General features: G+C 71.2%; 15 protein-coding genes and 1 riboswitch. Of the genes, 3 read left to right on the top strand and 12 right to left on the bottom strand.

Features of this window, described 5'->3' with window-relative positions; translation table 11 throughout:
- Positions 1 to 129 precede the first annotated feature (129 nt).
- The 4 genes from ACFPJ4_RS11485 to ACFPJ4_RS11470 form a co-directional block, all read right to left on the bottom strand.
- A complete protein-coding gene (locus ACFPJ4_RS11485; protein WP_386740563.1) occupies positions 130 to 741 on the bottom strand; it encodes a DUF4232 domain-containing protein in 612 nt (203 codons plus the stop codon).
- A 102-nt stretch (positions 742 to 843) separates the two neighbouring features.
- Positions 844 to 2,430, bottom strand: coding sequence for a bifunctional phosphoribosylaminoimidazolecarboxamide formyltransferase/IMP cyclohydrolase (purH, locus tag ACFPJ4_RS11480; RefSeq protein WP_386740562.1), 1,587 nt, complete (start codon positions 2,428 to 2,430; stop codon positions 844 to 846).
- Between the two features lie 36 nt (positions 2,431 to 2,466).
- Positions 2,467 to 2,562, bottom strand: a riboswitch (ZMP/ZTP riboswitch).
- Positions 2,563 to 2,837: 275 nt separating this feature from the next.
- Positions 2,838 to 3,425, bottom strand: coding sequence for a phosphoribosylglycinamide formyltransferase (gene purN, locus ACFPJ4_RS11475; RefSeq protein WP_386740561.1), 588 nt, complete (start codon positions 3,423 to 3,425; stop codon positions 2,838 to 2,840).
- A 9-nt stretch (positions 3,426 to 3,434) separates the two neighbouring features.
- Complete coding sequence (locus ACFPJ4_RS11470; protein WP_386740560.1) at positions 3,435 to 4,658, bottom strand: cell division protein PerM; 1,224 nt, start codon at positions 4,656 to 4,658, stop codon at positions 3,435 to 3,437.
- A 104-nt stretch (positions 4,659 to 4,762) separates the two neighbouring features.
- Here ACFPJ4_RS11470 and ACFPJ4_RS11465 point away from each other — a divergent pair, with 104 nt between their 5' ends.
- A complete protein-coding gene (locus tag ACFPJ4_RS11465; RefSeq protein ID WP_386740559.1) occupies positions 4,763 to 5,374 on the top strand; it encodes a DUF4166 domain-containing protein in 612 nt (203 codons plus the stop codon).
- Positions 5,375 to 5,384: 10 nt separating this feature from the next.
- Here the strand turns inward: ACFPJ4_RS11465 and ACFPJ4_RS11460 are convergent, their stop codons facing one another.
- From ACFPJ4_RS11460 to ACFPJ4_RS11440, 5 genes are read right to left on the bottom strand one after another with little or no spacing between them, the layout of a single operon-like run.
- Positions 5,385 to 6,941, bottom strand: a complete 1,557-nt coding sequence (locus ACFPJ4_RS11460; RefSeq protein ID WP_386740558.1) for an alpha/beta hydrolase — start codon at positions 6,939 to 6,941, stop codon at positions 5,385 to 5,387.
- A 17-nt stretch (positions 6,942 to 6,958) separates the two neighbouring features.
- Positions 6,959 to 9,394, bottom strand: a complete 2,436-nt coding sequence (ptsP, locus tag ACFPJ4_RS11455) for a phosphoenolpyruvate--protein phosphotransferase (RefSeq protein ID WP_386740557.1) — start codon at positions 9,392 to 9,394, stop codon at positions 6,959 to 6,961.
- 1 nt (position 9,395) lies between these two features.
- Positions 9,396 to 10,040 (bottom strand): dihydroxyacetone kinase subunit DhaL, encoded by a 645-nt coding sequence (dhaL, locus tag ACFPJ4_RS11450; protein ID WP_386740556.1) that lies wholly within the window; start codon positions 10,038 to 10,040, stop codon positions 9,396 to 9,398.
- Positions 10,041 to 10,078: 38 nt separating this feature from the next.
- On the bottom strand, positions 10,079 to 11,074 hold the full coding sequence (gene dhaK, locus ACFPJ4_RS11445; RefSeq protein ID WP_386740555.1) for a dihydroxyacetone kinase subunit DhaK: 996 nt from the start codon (positions 11,072 to 11,074) through the stop codon (positions 10,079 to 10,081).
- A 12-nt stretch (positions 11,075 to 11,086) separates the two neighbouring features.
- Entirely contained in the window at positions 11,087 to 11,821 is a 735-nt protein-coding gene (locus ACFPJ4_RS11440; RefSeq protein ID WP_386740554.1) for an MIP/aquaporin family protein, read from the bottom strand.
- A 189-nt stretch (positions 11,822 to 12,010) separates the two neighbouring features.
- Between ACFPJ4_RS11440 and ACFPJ4_RS11435 the strand changes: the two genes are divergently transcribed.
- On the top strand, positions 12,011 to 12,802 hold the full coding sequence (locus tag ACFPJ4_RS11435; protein ID WP_386740553.1) for an IclR family transcriptional regulator: 792 nt from the start codon (positions 12,011 to 12,013) through the stop codon (positions 12,800 to 12,802).
- A 23-nt stretch (positions 12,803 to 12,825) separates the two neighbouring features.
- Here the strand turns inward: ACFPJ4_RS11435 and sucD are convergent, their stop codons facing one another.
- Both sucD and sucC read right to left on the bottom strand, forming a co-directional pair.
- Positions 12,826 to 13,713 (bottom strand): succinate--CoA ligase subunit alpha, encoded by an 888-nt coding sequence (sucD, locus tag ACFPJ4_RS11430; protein WP_386740552.1) that lies wholly within the window; start codon positions 13,711 to 13,713, stop codon positions 12,826 to 12,828.
- 14 nt (positions 13,714 to 13,727) lie between these two features.
- Positions 13,728 to 14,891: an ADP-forming succinate--CoA ligase subunit beta gene (gene sucC / locus ACFPJ4_RS11425; protein WP_386740551.1), complete on the bottom strand. Its 1,164-nt coding sequence runs from the start codon at positions 14,889 to 14,891 to the stop codon at positions 13,728 to 13,730.
- A gap of 197 nt (positions 14,892 to 15,088) precedes the next feature.
- Here sucC and ACFPJ4_RS11420 point away from each other — a divergent pair, with 197 nt between their 5' ends.
- Positions 15,089 to 15,847 (top strand): oxygenase MpaB family protein, encoded by a 759-nt coding sequence (locus ACFPJ4_RS11420; RefSeq protein WP_386740550.1) that lies wholly within the window; start codon positions 15,089 to 15,091, stop codon positions 15,845 to 15,847.
- Here the strand turns inward: ACFPJ4_RS11420 and ACFPJ4_RS11415 are convergent.
- On the bottom strand, positions 15,844 to 16,488 hold the full coding sequence (locus tag ACFPJ4_RS11415) for a PadR family transcriptional regulator (protein ID WP_386740549.1): 645 nt from the start codon (positions 16,486 to 16,488) through the stop codon (positions 15,844 to 15,846). The two genes, ACFPJ4_RS11420 and ACFPJ4_RS11415, sit on opposite strands and share 4 nt — an antisense overlap.
- Positions 16,489 to 16,526: the final 38 nt, after the last annotated feature.

Here is a 16,526-nt window from a genome sequence, read left to right as displayed (position 1 = left end):
GCGACGGCGTGGTCATCCGTGTGATCCCAGACGTCTTCATGGCAGGCCTCCCCGAGTTCGCGTGTGCCCCGGCGACCACCGGAGAGCCCTCCAGCCTAGGCCACCGTCGTGCGGCGACGCAAGGATCGATCAACTTCCCGGCGGGATGTAGTTCGCGCTCACCGAGAGCAGGCCGATGTCGGTGTCGTCGCAGGCCTCGGTGGCCGGGATTGGCACGACCCGCTCGTGGTCGAGCCCCGGCGGGGTCACGAGCAGCACCGTCACCGTAACGACCGTGCAACTCTGCACGTTGCTCGCGCGGGTGATCGTGAGGTCGGCGGTCGAGAAGCCGCCGACGCTCGCCACCGCGGCGGTCGTCGGATGCGAGGCGTCGTGCGTCGACGGCAGACCCATCGCCTGGTGCCCGTCCGGGCCGCCGAACACGACGGTCGCATAGCCGGTCAGCTCGCACTCCGACGACCCCGTGTTGGCGAAGGTCAGCACCCCGTGGGCATGCCCCGCCGTGTTGTCGGTCGGCGAGTAGCTGATGCTCAGCTGGTCGAGGGTGCACGGCGGAACGATGCCCGATCCGGGATGCGGGGGCGTCGGAGCCGGGTATCCGGTATGCGGCGTGATCGGAACGGGTGGACTCGTCGACGGGGTCGCGCCGTCGTGAGACGCCGGGAGCAACGCGCACCCCGCGAGCAGCCCGGCCGCCGCAAGCAGCAGCAGCAGGGGCAGCCCGATCCGTGCCCGTCTCATGCCCGGAATCCTGGCAGCACCGGGACCCGCAGGCAATGGGCGGGGCCGCCGAGGGTGTCAGGGGGCTCAGCGGACTCAGTGGACTCAGTGGACTCAGTGAACTCAGTGGAAGAAGTGGCGCTCCCCCGTGAAGTACATCGTCACGCCGAGCTCCTTCGCGGCCGCGATCACCTCGTCGTCACGGATCGAGCCGCCGGGCTGCACGATCGCGGTGACCCCGGCCTCCATCAGGATGCGCGCGCCGTCGGCGAAGGGGAAGAACGCGTCCGACGCCGCCACGCTGCCGGCCGCGCGATCGCCGGCGCGTTCGACGGCGAGTCTGCACGAGTCCACCCGGTTCACCTGACCCATGCCGACCCCGACGCTCGCGCCGTTCTTGGCGAGCAGGATCGCGTTCGACTTCACGGCGCGGCAGGCGATCCAGGCGAAGCTCAGGTCGGCGAGGGTCGCGGCGTCGGCGGGCTCACCGGCGACGAGCTTCCACTGCAGCGGGCGCTCGAACTGCGTGTCGGCCTGCTGCAACAGGATGCCACCCGAGATCTGCCGAAGCTCCGTCTCGCCCCGCGCATAGCCCTCGGGCAGTTGCAGCAGGCGCAGGTTCTTCTTCGCCTGCAGGATCGCGAGCGCCTCCGGCTCGAATCCCGGGGCGATGACCACCTCGGTGAAGATCGGCGCGATCGACTCGGCCGCCTCCTTCGTGATCGGGCGGTTCGCCGCGATCACCCCGCCGTAGGCCGACACCGGATCGCAGGCGTGCGCGGCGGCGTGGGCGGCGGCGATCGTGTCGGCGGTCGCGATGCCGCAGGGGTTGGCGTGCTTGATGATCGCCACGGTCGGAGTGTGGTGGTCGTAGGCGGCGCGGAGGGCGGCATCCGCGTCGACGTAGTTGTTGTACGACATCTCCTTGCCGCCGAGCTGGGCGGCCTGGGCGATGCCCGCTGCGCCGGGAGTGCCGTAGAGGGCGGCGCGCTGGTGCGAGTTCTCGCCGTAGCGCAGCGGGGTGACGCGGTCCCAGGTGGCGCCGACCCAGCCCGGAAAGCCCGAGCCCTCGTCGTCGGGCGCGAGCACGTTGCCGATCCAGCTCGCGACCGCGACGTCGTAGCGCGCCGTGTGCCGGAAGGCCTCGCGCGCCAGCTCGCGGCGTTGCAGCAGAGTGGTGCCGCCGGCGAGGAGCGCGTCGATGATGTCGCCGTACCCGGCGGGGCTCGTGACGACCGCCACGTTGGCATGGTTCTTGGCGGCGGCGCGCACCATGGCGGGGCCGCCGATGTCGATCTGCTCGACCACGGCATCCGGTTCGGCGCCCGAGGCGACGGTGGCGGCGAAGGGATAGAGGTTGCTCACCAGCAGCTCGAACGGCGCGATGCCCTGCGCGGCGAGCTCGGCCTCGTGCGACTCGAGCCGCAGGTCGGCGAGAAGGCCGGAGTGCACGAGCGGATGCAGGGTGCGCACCCGGCCGTCGAGCGACTCGGGGTAGCCGGTGAGGTCACCGACCTGGGTCACCGGATGTCCGGCGGCGGCGATCGCGGCGGCGGTCGAGCCGGTCGACACGATCTCGACGCCGGCAGCGGTCAGGGCGGCGGCGAGGTCGATGAGCCCCGACTTGTCGCTCACCGAGACGAGGGCTCGGCGGATCGGGACGAGATCGCGCGGGCGGTAGGCGGCGGGATCGATGGATGGACCGGACATGAACTGCTCCTTCTGGGTACGACCGGACAGGGCATCCGGTTCAGCCCAGGCGAACGGCCGAAACGATCGGTTCGTGACGAACCCGTCGCTCCCCGATGGTCACCCATCTCAACGCCAGTCGCGACCGAATCAGTTTACCGCCTCATCCCTCCGCCTCCTCCGCCTCCCCTCCCCGTCTCCTCCCGTCTCCTCCCGTCTCGTTCCGTCTCGTTCCGTTCCGTCTCGTTGTCGCCGAGACTCCCCGAATCGACCTTCGGATGCCGCGGAAGGTCGATTCGGGGAGTCTCGGCGCTCCGGGGCGAGGGCATGGGCACGCGCGCGAGACGAGGGCGGACGGTCCTCGGGCGAGACGGGGACGCAACACGACGAAGCCCGACGCGGCACGGGGCGGGCACGCGGCGGGGGCGTCAGGCGAGCGTGGTGAGGTCGAGCTGCCCGTTCGCGATGTCGAGCACGACGTCGACGAGCAGCTCGCGTTCCACGAGTTTGATGCGGTCGTGCAGGCGCCCCTCGGTGTCGCCGGGCAACACGGGCACCCGCCGCTGGGCGACGATCGGGCCCGAGTCGACGCCGTGATCCACGATGATGACGCTCGCGCCCGTCTGCGCTACCCCCGCCGCGAGGGCGTCGCGCACGGCGTGAGCACCCGGGAACTCGGGCAGATAGGCCGGATGCGTGTTCAGCAGCGCGGGACTCAGCGCCTCCACCGCGCGCGGCGGCAACAGTCTCATGAAGCCGGAGAGGATGACCAGGTCGGCCTGCCACTGCCGCAGCTGGTCGACCAGCTCGTCCCCCCAGGCCTCGCGGCTGTCGAAGGCGTTGAACGGAACCACGAAGCTCGGGATGCCGAACTCCTCGGCGTGCGCGAGCCCCTCCGCGTCACGGTCGGCTCCGATCGCGACGACCCGAGCCGGGAACTCGGCGTCGTCCGAGGCATCGAGGAGGGCCCGCAGGTTGGAGCCGCCGCCCGAGATCAACACGACCAACCGGAGCACGGGCCCAGCCTAGCGACGCCGCGGCATGCGGGATGACGCGGCCAGTCCGATCCCGATCGCCACCGCGAACTCGATCCCCGCCGCGATTCCGACCGCCCAGGGATCCGGTCCGACCTGCTGGAACCGTCCCGGCCCCGCCGCCCCGGCCGAGGCCGCCGACAGCAGCCCGAGCAGCGCGCCGCCGGCCAGCCCGCCGCCGAGCGCGGTCACCAGGAAGGCGACCCCGTGGGAGGCGTCGGCGTCGTCGAGGGCCCGAACGACGATCGGCCGCACCGCCGCCCCGGCCAGGAAGCCCGCGACGACCGGCACCAGCAGCCCGGCGAATCCGAAGGCGAGGTCGCCGGTCGGCAGGGCGCCGAGCAGCGGGATGGCGGGCATGGGCCCGAGCGCCGTGCCGAGCGGAGACACATGCGACCCCGCGCCGATCGCGAAGCCGGGGCCGACGAACCAGGAGGCGGCCCAGATCACCAGGTTCGGCACGAAGGCCAGCTGCCCGGCGGTGAGGGCGAGCCCTCCGACGACGCCGGTGTGCAACGACTCGTAGAGCCGCACGATCTGCGCGTAGTCGACCGCGATGAGCAGCGAGACGGCGACGGCGCTGACCAGGATCGTGAGGGCGACCGCCGCGGTGCCCGCGCGCAGGGCTCCGCCCACGGCTGCACGCACGGCCGGACGCCAGTCGTCGATCCAGTCGCGCAGCGAACTGCCGGCGGCATCCGGGCCTCGCTCTCGCCCCTCGCGCAGCACGCCGACGAACAGACCCACACCGAAGACGAGGGTGGGCAGCAGCGCGCCCTGCCAGATCGACGGTCGCGCGGACGAGTTGACCGCGGTGAGCGTGACGGCCAGGGATGCCGCGGCGAAGACGCCCAGCGTCGCGAGCTCCCCGAGCGCCCGATGACCGGTCTCGGCGACTCGCTCCCCCGCGCGCACGCCGAGCAGCAGCGTCAGCAGCGCGAAGCCGAGCAGCGCGATCGTGATCTTGACGGGAGCACCCGCGCCGGCGATCTGCAGGGCGGCCGCCGTGGCCGGATCGAGCGTGAAGGTGACGTCGACGCCGTGCCCGATCAGCCAGATGTCGACCGCCCCGCGCCAGAAGATCGCCCAGTCGGGGGCGAAGCCGAACTGCGCGGCCCAGACGATCGTCAGCGGCACCAGGGGGATGGCGACGCCGATCGCGACCACGAGAAGCGCCTCGAAGGCCGAGAACAGCAGGGTCAGGCGCCGGGTCATCGGGACGACTGTACCCGGGGCTCGCCGCTCGGCTCGGGCGGCATTCCGCGCAGCGCCGATTCGCCCGTGAGATGCTCAGGCGACGCACGGCGGAACGGAGAAGGATGACCGGCTCGGTCTACCAGCGCGTGCTCGGCCCCCGGTTCGCCGAGCTCGACCCCTCGCTGGCCGCGTACTTCTCCCTACCGCCCGCCGGACACCGCGGCCACGGCTCGGGCGTCTACGCGGTCGCCGGCTCGCGCCTGCGCTGGGCGAGGCCGCTCTGGGCCTTCCTGGCGTGGCGCCAGGTGCTCTTTCCCGAACTCGGCCGCGGGGTGCCGTTCACCGTCGTGAACACGCCGACCGCGGACGGCCGCCTCACCGCCGTGCGCAGCTTCGCGTTCCCGGGGCACGAGCGCGTCATGGCCGACGCCATGTCGGTCGTCGACGGCCGTCTGCACGATCGCCTGGGCCGCCGCGGCGGCCTCGAGGTGGAGCTGCTGCTCGACGTCGTCGACGGCGGCTTGCACATGACCTCCCTGCGGCAGTGGCTGCACCTGGGCGCCGTGCGGGTGCGCATCCCCTCCGTCGTCCACGTCCTGCTCGCCGAGACCGCGCTCGCGCCCGGCGCCTCGGCGGTGCCGGATGCCCGGCAGCGGGTGGACGTGCGCATGACCGCACCACTGCTCGGCGAGGTCTTCCGGTACACCGGCGATTTCGTCTACCGGCAGCTCTGAACCGCTCCGGTCAGCCGCACATCGGGTCGCGCGTCGGCACGGTACCCGCGAGCAGGTAGGCGTCGACCGTCGAGTCGATGCACTCGTCGCCCTGGGCGTACACGGTGTGGCCCTCGCCCTCGTGGGTGACGAGTACGCCGCTCGACAGCTGCCGCGACAGCGAGACCCCGCCGGCGTAGGGCGTCGCGGGGTCGTTCGTGGTCGCGACGACGAGGATCGGCGCCGCCCCCAAGGCGTCGAACTTCGTCGGCAGCGTGGCGACCGGCTCCGACCAGTTGCTGCACGCGGTGTCGAGCACGGCGTAGTCGTCCTCGGCGAAGTACTTGCCCAGGATCGGTGCCGCCGCGTCGATCTTGGCCAGTCCCTGCAGGGGCGTGACGCCATCCGTCCCGAGGTCGCCCTCCGCGCAGGTCACCGCCGCATACACATCCGACGCGTTGTCCGAGTAGCTGCCGTCGGTGTCGCGTCCGTTGTACGCGTCGGCGTTGGCGAAGGTCGAGTCGGCGTCGTTCTTGGCCAGATCGCGGATCATCTTCGTCAGGTCGGGCCAGCTCGACTTCGAGTAGAGCGTGTACGAGATGCCGGTGCCGACCGTCGCAGAGTCGAGTACGCGCCCGTCGGACGCGACGAGGTGACGGGCGTCGATGCCGTCGAGCACCGCCCGCACCTGCCGCAGTCCGTCGTCGACGGACCCCGTGAACGGGCACCCCTTCCGCGCCAGGCAGTCCGACATGTAGGCCTTGAGGGCGCTGTCGAATCCCGCCATCTGGGTCGCGAGCGCGTCGAGGTCGCCGACGAGCGGGTCGATCGGCCCGTCGAGCACCATGCGACCGACCTTCGTCGGGAACAACTCGGCGTACATCGTGCCCAGGTAGGTTCCGTAGGAGTAGCCGAGGTAGTGCAGCTGCTTGTCACCGAGCACGGCCCGGATGACATCCATGTCGCGCGCATTGCTGGCGGCGTCGATATGGCCGAGCAGCGGTCCGGTGTTCTCGAGGCAGGCTGCCGACCATGCCTTCTCGACCGTGGTGAGCTCGTCGATCCAGCCCTGCGTGCCGTACGGCGAGGAGTAGGTGCCGTAGAGCAGTCGATCCTCCTGCTTCGGATCGGTGTAGCAGGTGATCCGGGGAGTCGAGTGGTTCACCCCGCGCGGGTCGAATCCGACGATGTCGTACCTGGCCAGCACCGCGGGCGTCACGATGCCGCTCACGTACTGGTCGACGAAGTCGAACCCCGAGCCGCCGGGACCGCCCGGATTGACCAGCAGGGAGCCGAGCGACCCCGAGCCGGCGCGGTGCCGCGCGACCGCGATCGAGATCGTCGCGCCGCCCGGTTTGCTCCAGTCGAGCGGCACGGTGACGTTGGCACTGTCGATGCCTCCGCTGCGCTTCGTCCAGCGCAGGCTCTGCGTGTAGAAGGGCTTGAGTTCGGATGCCACGGCCTGGTCGGGCCGGGCCGCCGCCGTGTGCCCGCTGCCGCCGAGCCCGGGGATGAACTGACACCCGGCGAACAGCATGGCGACGGTGACCGCCGCGGCGAGGAGAGCGAGGCGGCGGGCGGTGGGCATGCCGAGAGCCTAGGGGTTCAGCCGCCGAGCGCCGCGCGAGCCCGCGCGCGGGCCTCCGCCGGACTGGATGCGGCGACCGCCTCCTCCGCGGCCCGGCGGCACTCGTCGAGGGTCACCGTGCCAAGCCGCTGCGCCACCCGTGGCAGGGCCCGGACCGCCATCGAGAGCGAACTGACCCCGAGCCCCACCAGCACGACCGCGAGAAGGGGGTCCGCCCCCGCCTCGCCGCAGACGCCGACCGGGGTGCGGGTCGTCGCTCCGGCCGCTCCGACCGTGCCGATGAGCCGAAGCACGGCGGGCTGCCACGGATCGTTGAGCTCGGCGAGCTCGCCCACCACGCGGTCGGCCGCCATCGTGTACTGCGTCAGGTCGTTCGTCCCCAGGCTCGCGAAGTCGACGGCGGCGAGAAGCTCCGGCGCGCTGACCGCCGCCGCGGGGGTCTCGATCATGACGCCGGCGGTCGCGATCCCCTTCCGATGGCACAGCTCCACGAAGGCGGCCGCCTCCTCCACCGTCGCGACCATCGGGGCCATCACCTGCACCCGGGCGGTTTCGGCTGCGGCGGCCTCCGCGATGGCGGTGAGCTGAGCGTCGAGGATGTCCGGATGCCGTCGCGCCGTTCGCAGGCCACGGACGCCGAGCGCGGGATTCTCCTCGCCCTCGAGCGTGACGAACGGCAGAGGCTTGTCGGCGCCCGCGTCGAGGGTGCGGACGACGACCTTGCGACCTGGGAACGCGGCCATGACGCCGCGATACGCCGCGACCTGCTCGTCGACGCTGGGCGCCTCGGCGCGACCGAGGAACAGGAACTCCGTGCGGAGCAGCCCGATCCCCTCGGCTCCCCCTCGCGCCGCCGCCTGCGCCTCCTCGCCGCTGCCGACATTGGCCATGAGGGCGACAGGGTGCCCGTCGGCGGTGGCGCCGTGCCCGGTGAACGCCGAGACGTCGGGGGCCATCGCGAGCGCGGCCAGCTCGGCGGCGCTCGGATCGACCGTGACCCGCCCGGTCTCGCCGTCGACGAGGACCGTGGTCCCCTCGGCGATCGCCAGAGCACCCCGGGCGGCGACCACGGCGGGGATCCCCAGGGATCGGGCGATGATCGCCGTGTGGGAGGTCGGGCCCCCCTCCTCCGTGACCAGGGCGACGCAGCTGGCCGGATCCAGGGTCGCGGTGTCGGCGGGCGCCAGGTCGCGGGCGATCAGGACGAAGGGCTCGGCTCGCTCAGGCACCCCCGGCACCGAGCGACCGGAGAGCTCGGCGACGATCCGGTCGCGCACGTCGCGCACGTCGGCGACCCGCTCGGCGGTGCGGCCGCCGACCCCGGCGAGCAGGTCGATGAGTGCCCCGGCCGCGTCCCAGACGGCGCGTGCGGGCTCGGTCCCGCGGTCCCGCACCGCGGCGGTTGCGGCGTCGATGAGCCCGGGGTCCGTCGCCATGAGCGCCGTCGCGGCGAGGATGTCGCGCGCCGCACCCTCGCTGGATTCGGCGCGCTCGGCGAGGCGCGTCGACACGGTCGAGGCCGCACCCTCAAGCCGCTCTGCCGCGAGGGCGCGCTGATCGGACGGCAGCGCCGGGGCCTCCACCGGCGCGTCGAGCGCGGGTGCCAGGTGCACGACGGGGCCGGCAGCGCGCCCCGGGCTGACGCCGATCGGTTGTGCGAGCTCTCGGCCCGTGGGCGCGGGCGCGGCAGACGGTGATGCGGGCTCGTCGAGCTCGCCGAATCCGCTCTCGACGAGGGCCTCGATGCGATCGAGCACCTCGTCGGCCTGAGACCCGGCCGCAGAGACCTCGACCGCGTCGCCGCCCCGGCTGCCGAGCCCCATCAGGGCCGTCGGACTCACCGCAGACGCGACGGCCCCCGTGCGCTCGAGTCGCACCTGGACCTCGGCCGCCCCCACCCCGTTCTCGCTCGCGAGCAACGCCGCGGGACGGGCATGCAGACCGAGCCGATTCCGGAGGACGAGACGGCGGGCGCGACGCGGGGCTGCGGGGGCCGCCGGGCCCGCCGCCGGCTGCCCGGCCGCGGACACCGGCTCGGCGGGGGCGAGCTGCCCGCGCTTGGCCGTCAAGGCGCTCTCCGCCTCGGCCGCGACCTCGGCCAGGCTCGCGCCTCCCGCAGCCCGCACGGTGGCGGCGAGCAGGCCTTCGACGAAGGGCGCCGCCGACAGTGTCACGGGCACGGTCGCAGTGACGAACTCGAGAGCGAGTTCCGCGCTCAGCACGGCCGATCCGAGGTCCATGAGCACGAGCACTCCGTCGGTGTCGGACAGCTCGTCGATCGCGGCGGCGACGACGGTCGCATCCGTTCCGATGATGGCCGAGCCGTCGCGTTCGACGCCGGCACCCGCGGCGACGAGCACGCGAGGATGCCCGCTCGGGACCATCGCGAGCGCAAGGCTGACAGCCGCCTCGGCCAGCTTCGCGCTGTGCGAGACGACGACGATGCCGATCACGTCACGAACTCCCGAGCGCGTCCGCGAGACAACGCAGCAGCAGGGCGCTCGAGGCGGCGCCGGGATCGAGGTGACCGGCGCTGCGCTCGCCGAGGTAGCTCGCGCGCCCTTTGCGCGCCACCCAGGGCTTCGTCGCGTCGCGTCCCGCCTCGGCGGCGGTGGCCGCGGCGGCGGCCGCCTCGGCCGGGGAGGCTCCCTCGGCGAGTGCCGCATCGAACGCGCCCAGGCCGGGCGCGAGCGCATCGAACATGGTCTTGTCCCCGGCTTCGGCCTTGCCGCGCGCGACGATGCCGTCGAGTCCGGCACGGAGGGCCGCCGCGAGGGCCGCGCCGTCGAACTCGGCGATGGCCCCCGCGGACATGCCCATGCGAAGGAAGAAGGTCCCGTAGAGCGGACCGCTGGCGCCGCCGACCGAGGTGACCAGGGTCATCCCCACACTCTTGAAGAGCTCATCGGCGGTGGCGGGAACACCCGCCCCCAGCTTGTCCATGACGGCGGTCATCCCGCGCGCCATGTTGGCTCCGTGGTCGGCGTCCCCGATCGCGGAGTCCAGTTCGGTGAGGTACGCGCGCTGCTCGATCACGGCGTCGCGATAGCCACCGAGCCAGCTGACAAGTCGGTCGAGGGGGACGGTCGCGGTGCTCATTCGGTTCTTCTTCCTCCTGCGGGTGGGTCGGACGGGGTTCAGAGACCCCAGCGCAGCCCCGAGGTGTTGACGGGAGCATCCCACAACTTCAGGATCTCGTCGTCGGCCTTCAGCACCGTCACGGAGCAGCCCGCCATGTCGAGCGAGGTGATGTAGTTGCCGACCAGGCTGCGGGCCACCTTCACCCCCGCCTTGTCGAGGAGCCTCGCGACCTCTCCGTACATGAGGTAGAGCTCGATGAGCGGCGACGCGCCCATGCCGTTCAGCATGACGATCGAGGGTGCTCCCGTGAAGTCGAGGTCGTGCAGGATCGGCTCCACGAGCTGCTCGGCGATCTCATGAGCGCCGGCCAGCGGCACCCGGTGTCGTCCCGGCTCACCGTGGATGCCGACGCCGATCTCCATCATGTCGTCGGGCAGCTCGAAGGTCGGCTTGCCCGCCGCGGGGACGGTGCAACTGGTGAGCGCCATGCCCATCGAACGGCCGGATTCGTTGACCTTGTTCGCCAGCGCCGTGACGGCCGCGAGATCCCGGCCTTCCTCGGCCGCCGCTCCGACGATCTTCTCCAGCAGTACCGTCACCCCGACGCCGCGCCGGCCCGCGGTCCAGGTGGAATCCTGGACCGCCACGTCGTCGTCGGTCACGACGGTCGCCACCTCGACGCCCTCCGCGCCGGCGAGTTCGCCCGCCATCTCGAAGTTCATGACATCGCCCGTGTAGTTCTTCACGATGTGCAGCACGCCGGCTCCCCGGTCGATCACCTTGGTGGCCTCCTGCATCTGATCGGGAGTCGGCGAGGTGAACACCTCGCCCGCGCAGGCGGCATCGAGCATCCCGACACCGACGAAGCCGCCGTGCAGCGGCTCATGACCCGAGCCTCCGCCGGAGAGCAGTGCCACCTTGCCGTCGGCCTTGGGGTTCGCCCGGTAGATGATGCGGTTGACATGATCGACCCGCAACTGCGGGTGGGCGGCCTCGACACCGAGGAGAGCGTCTTTCAGTACATCCTGAGGGTCGTTGATGAGCTTCTTCATGTTCCTGACTCCTTAGCTGCTCACCGCGGCCTTGTCGGCCGCGGTCTTCGAGATGACACCGAACAGGAGCGCGGCGATGACACCGCCGAGCAGCTCGGCGACGACGTACACCCACCATTGTCCCCACGCGACCTGCCCGCCGAGAAGGGATTGCACGATCATCGGACCGGTCGTGCGGGCCGGGTTGATCGAGGCTCCCGTCGCAGGTGCGACGGGGATGATCGCGGCGAAGACCACAAGGCCGATCGCCAGTCCGGCCCAGCCCGGTGCCGCCTTGCGGTGGATGACGCCGAAGACGGCGAACACCAGCAGGAAGGTGCCGATGAACTCGGCGAACAGCGCCTGGGGAATCGAGACCGTGTCGGGATTGAACGAGGCGACGCCGAGGCCCAGCTTGCTGGCCTTCGGTCCGAGCGCTCCGACGATGGCGAACGAGCCGGCGATCGCTCCCAGCAGCTGCGCAAGCAGGTAGCCGGGAACGCTCCGCCACGGGAACTTGCCCGAGACGGCGAGGCCCAGGGTCACCGCGGGGTTGATGTGGTTGCCCGAGATGTAACCGAAGACGTAGACCGTGACCACCACGATCGTCGCGAACGACAGGGAGATGAAGCCGAGGTCGGCGCCGGTGAAGGGCGCATCACCTCGGGCCATCGCCAGTGCCGGCACCGAGCCGACACCGACGAAGACGAGGAAGGCGGTGCCGAGGAACTCCGCGGCGAGCTTCTGCCACGTGCGGTTCTCATCCATATGTACTCCTTTGGACATGCGGGGTGGGGGGACCTGCGGGTGTCGATTCTGGGTGATGCTGGCGCTCCAACATCGGAACGTCATTCGACAATGTCGAATATGCCGCGAATAAAGTGGCGATGTCAAGCCTGAATGCGAAACATCCGCAAGGGCGCGCGATAATGGGACCCACACTCGAAGGGGGTGGCGGTGATCCAGGCGATCGACCGGGCGGCGAAGGTGCTCAGTTCCCTTCAGGGCGCCCGTCATCTCGGCATCACCGAACTCGCGGCGGCCCTCGAATTGCCCCCCTCCACGGTTCACGGCATCGTCAAGTCGCTGCAGCAGCACGGTCTCGTCGCGAAGGAGCGGGGCAGCAATCGCTACATGCTCGGCCCGGCGCTGCTCAAGCTCAGCAACGTCTACCTCGACACGCTCGATGTGCGCGCGCGCGCGATGCGCTGGACCCAGGAGCTCGCGCGTCGAACCGGTCTCGCGGTGCGGCTGGGCGCCGAGCTGTTCGACGAGGTCATCGTGATCCATCACAATCGACGACCGGACGGCAGTCAGCAGATGCTCGAGACCGGGCTCACGATCCCCGCCCACGCCTCGGCGATGGGCAAGGTGCTGCTGGCCTACGACGCCGACTACGCGTCGGAGGTGCTCAGCCGGCCCTTGCGCAGCCTCACCGGCGACACCATGACGGATCCGGCCCGGCTCTCACTCGCGCTCGCTCAGATCGCCGAGCGCGGCCTGGCGACCGAGGAGGACGAGGCGGTGCTCGGCGAATCCAGTGTCGCCGCTCCGGTCTGCGACGCAAGCGGCAACGTCATCGCCGCGGTCGCGGTCGTGCTTCCCACCAGCGACTGGCCCCCCGAGGATCCCGTTCTCAACGACCTGCGCGAGACCGCGCGCAACATCTCCCGCGAGCTTGGCGCGACCGTGTGGCCGCCGCGTGCTCCCGAGCGGCACGACGCGGCGACCGCCGCCGACGAGGCTTAGAGCCCGACGGCGGCCGACCACGGCTACAGCGCCGCGATGATCTCCCGCATCAGCTCGGCCGTCTCGCTCGGCGTCTTGCCGACCTTGACCCCGGCGGCCTCGAGGGCCTCCTTCTTGCCCTGGGCGGTGCCCGCTCCGGCCGAGACGATCGCGCCGGCGTGGCCCATCGTCTTTCCCTCGGGGGCCGTGAAGCCTGCAACGTAGCCGACGACCGGCTTGGTGACGTGCGCCTTGATGTAGTCGGCCGCCCGCTCCTCGGCGTCGCCGCCGATCTCGCCGATCATGACGATCGCCTTGGTGTCGGGGTCGGCCTCGAACGCCGCGAGGGCATCGATGTGCGTGGTGCCGATGATGGGGTCGCCGCCGATGCCGATCGCGGTCGAGAAGCCCAGATCGCGCAGCTCGTACATCATCTGGTAGGTCAGGGTGCCCGACTTGCTGACGAGTCCGATCGGCCCCGTTCCGGTGATCGTGGCGGGAGTGATGCCGACGAGCGACTCGCCCGGGGTGATGATGCCCGGGCAGTTCGGCCCGATGATCCGGGTGGTGCCCTTCGCCTTGGCGTGCGCCCAGGCCTCGGCGGTGTCCTGCACCGGAATGCCCTCGGTGATCACGACGAGCAGCGGGATCTCGGCGTCGATGGCCTCGATCATCGCGTCCTTGGCGAAGGCCGGCGGCACGAAGACGATCGACACGTCGGCGCCGGTCTTCGCGATGGCCTCGGCCACGGTGCCGAACACCGGCAGGCTGATGCCGCCGTCGTGCTCGACCGTTGTGCCCGCCTTGCGCGCGTTGACGCCGCCGACGACCTGGGTTCCGGCCTTGAGCATGAGAGCGGTGTGCTTGGTGCCCTCACCGCCCGTGATGCCCTGGACGATGACTTTGGAGTCCTTGTTGAGGAAGATCGACATTTCTCGGCTGCCCTTTACTTGCTCGCCAGTTCGGCGGCCTTGTCGGCGCCCTGGTCCATGTTGTCGGCGAGGGTGATGAGCGGGTTCGCCGCGGCGCTCAGGATCGCACGCCCCTCCTCCACCTTGTTGCCGTCGAGTCGCACCACGAGCGGCTTGCTCGCCGTCGCGCCGAGGATCTCGAGCGCCTGCACGATGCCGTTCGCGACCGCGTCGCAGGCCGTGATACCGCCGAAGACGTTGACGAAGACGCTCTTGACCTGCGCGTCGCCGAGGATCACGTCGAGGCCGTTCGCCATGACCTGAGCGGATGCTCCGCCGCCGATGTCGAGGAAGTTGGCCGGCTTGACGCCGCCGTGCCTCTCGCCCGCGTAGCTGACGACATCCAGCGTGCTCATGACGAGGCCCGCGCCGTTGCCGATGATGCCGACCTGGCCGTCGAGCTTGACGTAGTTGAGGCCGAGCTTCTTGGCCTTCGCCTCGAGCGGGTCGGCCGCATCCTTGTCTTCGAGCGCCTCGTGCTCGGGGTGACGGAAGTCGGCGTTCTCGTCGAGCGAGACCTTGCCGTCCAGGGCGACGATGTCGCCGGCGCCGGTGAGCACGAGCGGGTTGACCTCGACGAGCGTCGCGTCTTCGCCCGTGTAGACCTCGTAGAGCTTCACGAAGACCGGGGCGACCTTGTCGATGAGCTCGGCCGGGAAGTGCGCGGCGACCGCGATGGCCTTCGCCTTCTCGAGGTCGAGCCCCTCGGCGGGGTTCACCTCGACCCGGGCGAGGGCTTCGGGGCGCTCGACGGCGAGCTCTTCGATCTCCATGCCGCCTTCGAAGCTCGACAGGCTGAGGTAGCTGCGGTTGGCCCGGTCGAGCAGCACCGAGAAGTAGTACTCCTGCTTGATGTCGGCGCCGGCCGCGACCATGACGCGCTTCACGACATGGCCCTTGATGTCGAGCCCGAAGATCCCCTTCGACAGCTCTTCGGCATCCGCCGGGGTCTTGGCGACCTTGACGCCGCCCGCCTTGCCGCGCCCTCCGGCCTTGACCTGGGCCTTCACCACGGTGACGCCGCCGAGCTTCTCGGCCGCGGCGCGCACCTCCTCGGGGGTGTCGGCGATGATGCCCGCGAGTACGGGGACACCGTACTTCTCGAAGAGATCACGGGCCTGGTACTCGAAAAGATCCACGCTGTTTTGCTTCTTCCGTCTGACGAGGAATCGGGCGGCCCGCTCGGCTGCGTCCGAGGACTGTCTCGACACCAAGATAGTTCGACGTCGAGAGACTTTCGGGCCAGAGAGAACTCTACCCGCTGACGATCACGGCAGGCTCCGAGAGGCGCCCGCCTGCGTGAAAACTTCGGGGGTTCTTGCTGCGACGATGGAGCATGACCCGCTCACGGACCTTCGAGCAGTACGCGGCAGACGGCGTGCTGGTGCTCGGCGGTGCCGCGGCGATCCTGCTGCAGGTGGCCGATCCGGTGGTGGCGCACGGGGTGGCCGGGTACAGCTCGTTCGCGCGCGACCCGATGAGGCGGCTGCGCAGCACGCTGAGCTACGTCTACGCGGTCGGGCTCGGGACGGACGCCCAGGCCGCGCTGGCCGCCGGGTCGGTCGACCGGGCGCACCACGGCATCCCCGGCGCGATGGATGCGCAGCGCCAGCTCTGGGTCGCCGCTACCCTGCACGAACTCGGCCGCGAGGTGCACGAGCTGGTGCACGGTCCGCTCGCGCCGCAGCTCGCGGACGAGATCTACGCCGCGAGCGGGCGGTTGGGCACCATGCTGCAGCTGCCGCCCGAGGCCTGGCCCGCCGACCGCGCCGCGTTCGCGGCGTACTGGGCGGATGCCGTAGCCGGCCTCGAGGTGACCGACGAGGCCCGCGGCATCGCCCGCGAACTGCTGCACAGCCGGGCCGCGCCCTGGTGGATCCGCGCGGGTCTGCCGCTCGCGCGCGTCGTCACGGCGGGGCTGCTGCCGCCGACCGTGCGCGATGCCTACGGCCTTGCGCATCATCCGGCTCGCTACCGCACCGCGATCCGGTTCGTGCGGGTGCTGGTGCGCGTGACGCCGCGACGGCTGCGTGAGCTGCCGTCGCGGCGTCTGCTGGCGCGGCTCGATGAGCCGCACCGCGGGAGCTACAGCTAGTCGGCCAGAATGCGGTAGAGCTCACGACGGAGCTCGTCGATCTTGGCCGTCGCCGCGGCCCGCTGCTCGGCGGTCGCCGAGCGGGGGAACTGCTTGACCGCGTCGAACAGGCGGCCGATGCTGGCCATGAACTCCTGGTCGACACCGCCGCGCGGACCGGCGGTCTGCCACGCGGCATCCAGCTGCTCCTTGTGCTCCGCCACATATGCGGTGCCCTCCTCGGTCAGCTCGTAGTCGGTGCGGCCGCCGTCGCCCTGCTGGCGCACGAGGCCCTCGTCGACGAGCTGCTGCAGCGTCGGGTAGACCGAGCCGGGGCTGGGGCGCCACGTCTGGTCGGTGCGCTCGGCGATGCCCTTGATCAGGGCGTACCCGGTCGCGGGCGCCTCGGCGAGCAGCGAGAGGATCGCGGCGCGGACGTCGCCCTTGCGGGCACGCCCGTGCCCGCCCCAGGCCTGCGCGAAGTCGCGCATCATCTCGGGGCCGAAGCCGCCGGGAAAGCCGCCGAAGCCGGGGCCGAAGCCCCCGCGCCCGCCGCGCCCCCGACCGGTGTGCTCGTCATGACCGTGCTCGCCGGGCATGCCGTGGTGAAAACGTGCGGCTGCCAGTGCGGCCGCTCGGGGATCGAAGTTGTTGTATCGCATGAGTGTCTCCTTGACCGGTCACGCCGCGGAGATGGAGT

The sequence above is a fragment of the Lysinimonas soli genome (assembly GCF_042655435.1).
In the GTDB taxonomy this organism is placed as follows: Bacteria; Actinomycetota; Actinomycetes; order Actinomycetales; family Microbacteriaceae; genus Lysinimonas; species Lysinimonas soli.
This window is presented reverse-complemented; position numbering and strand designations above follow the sequence as displayed.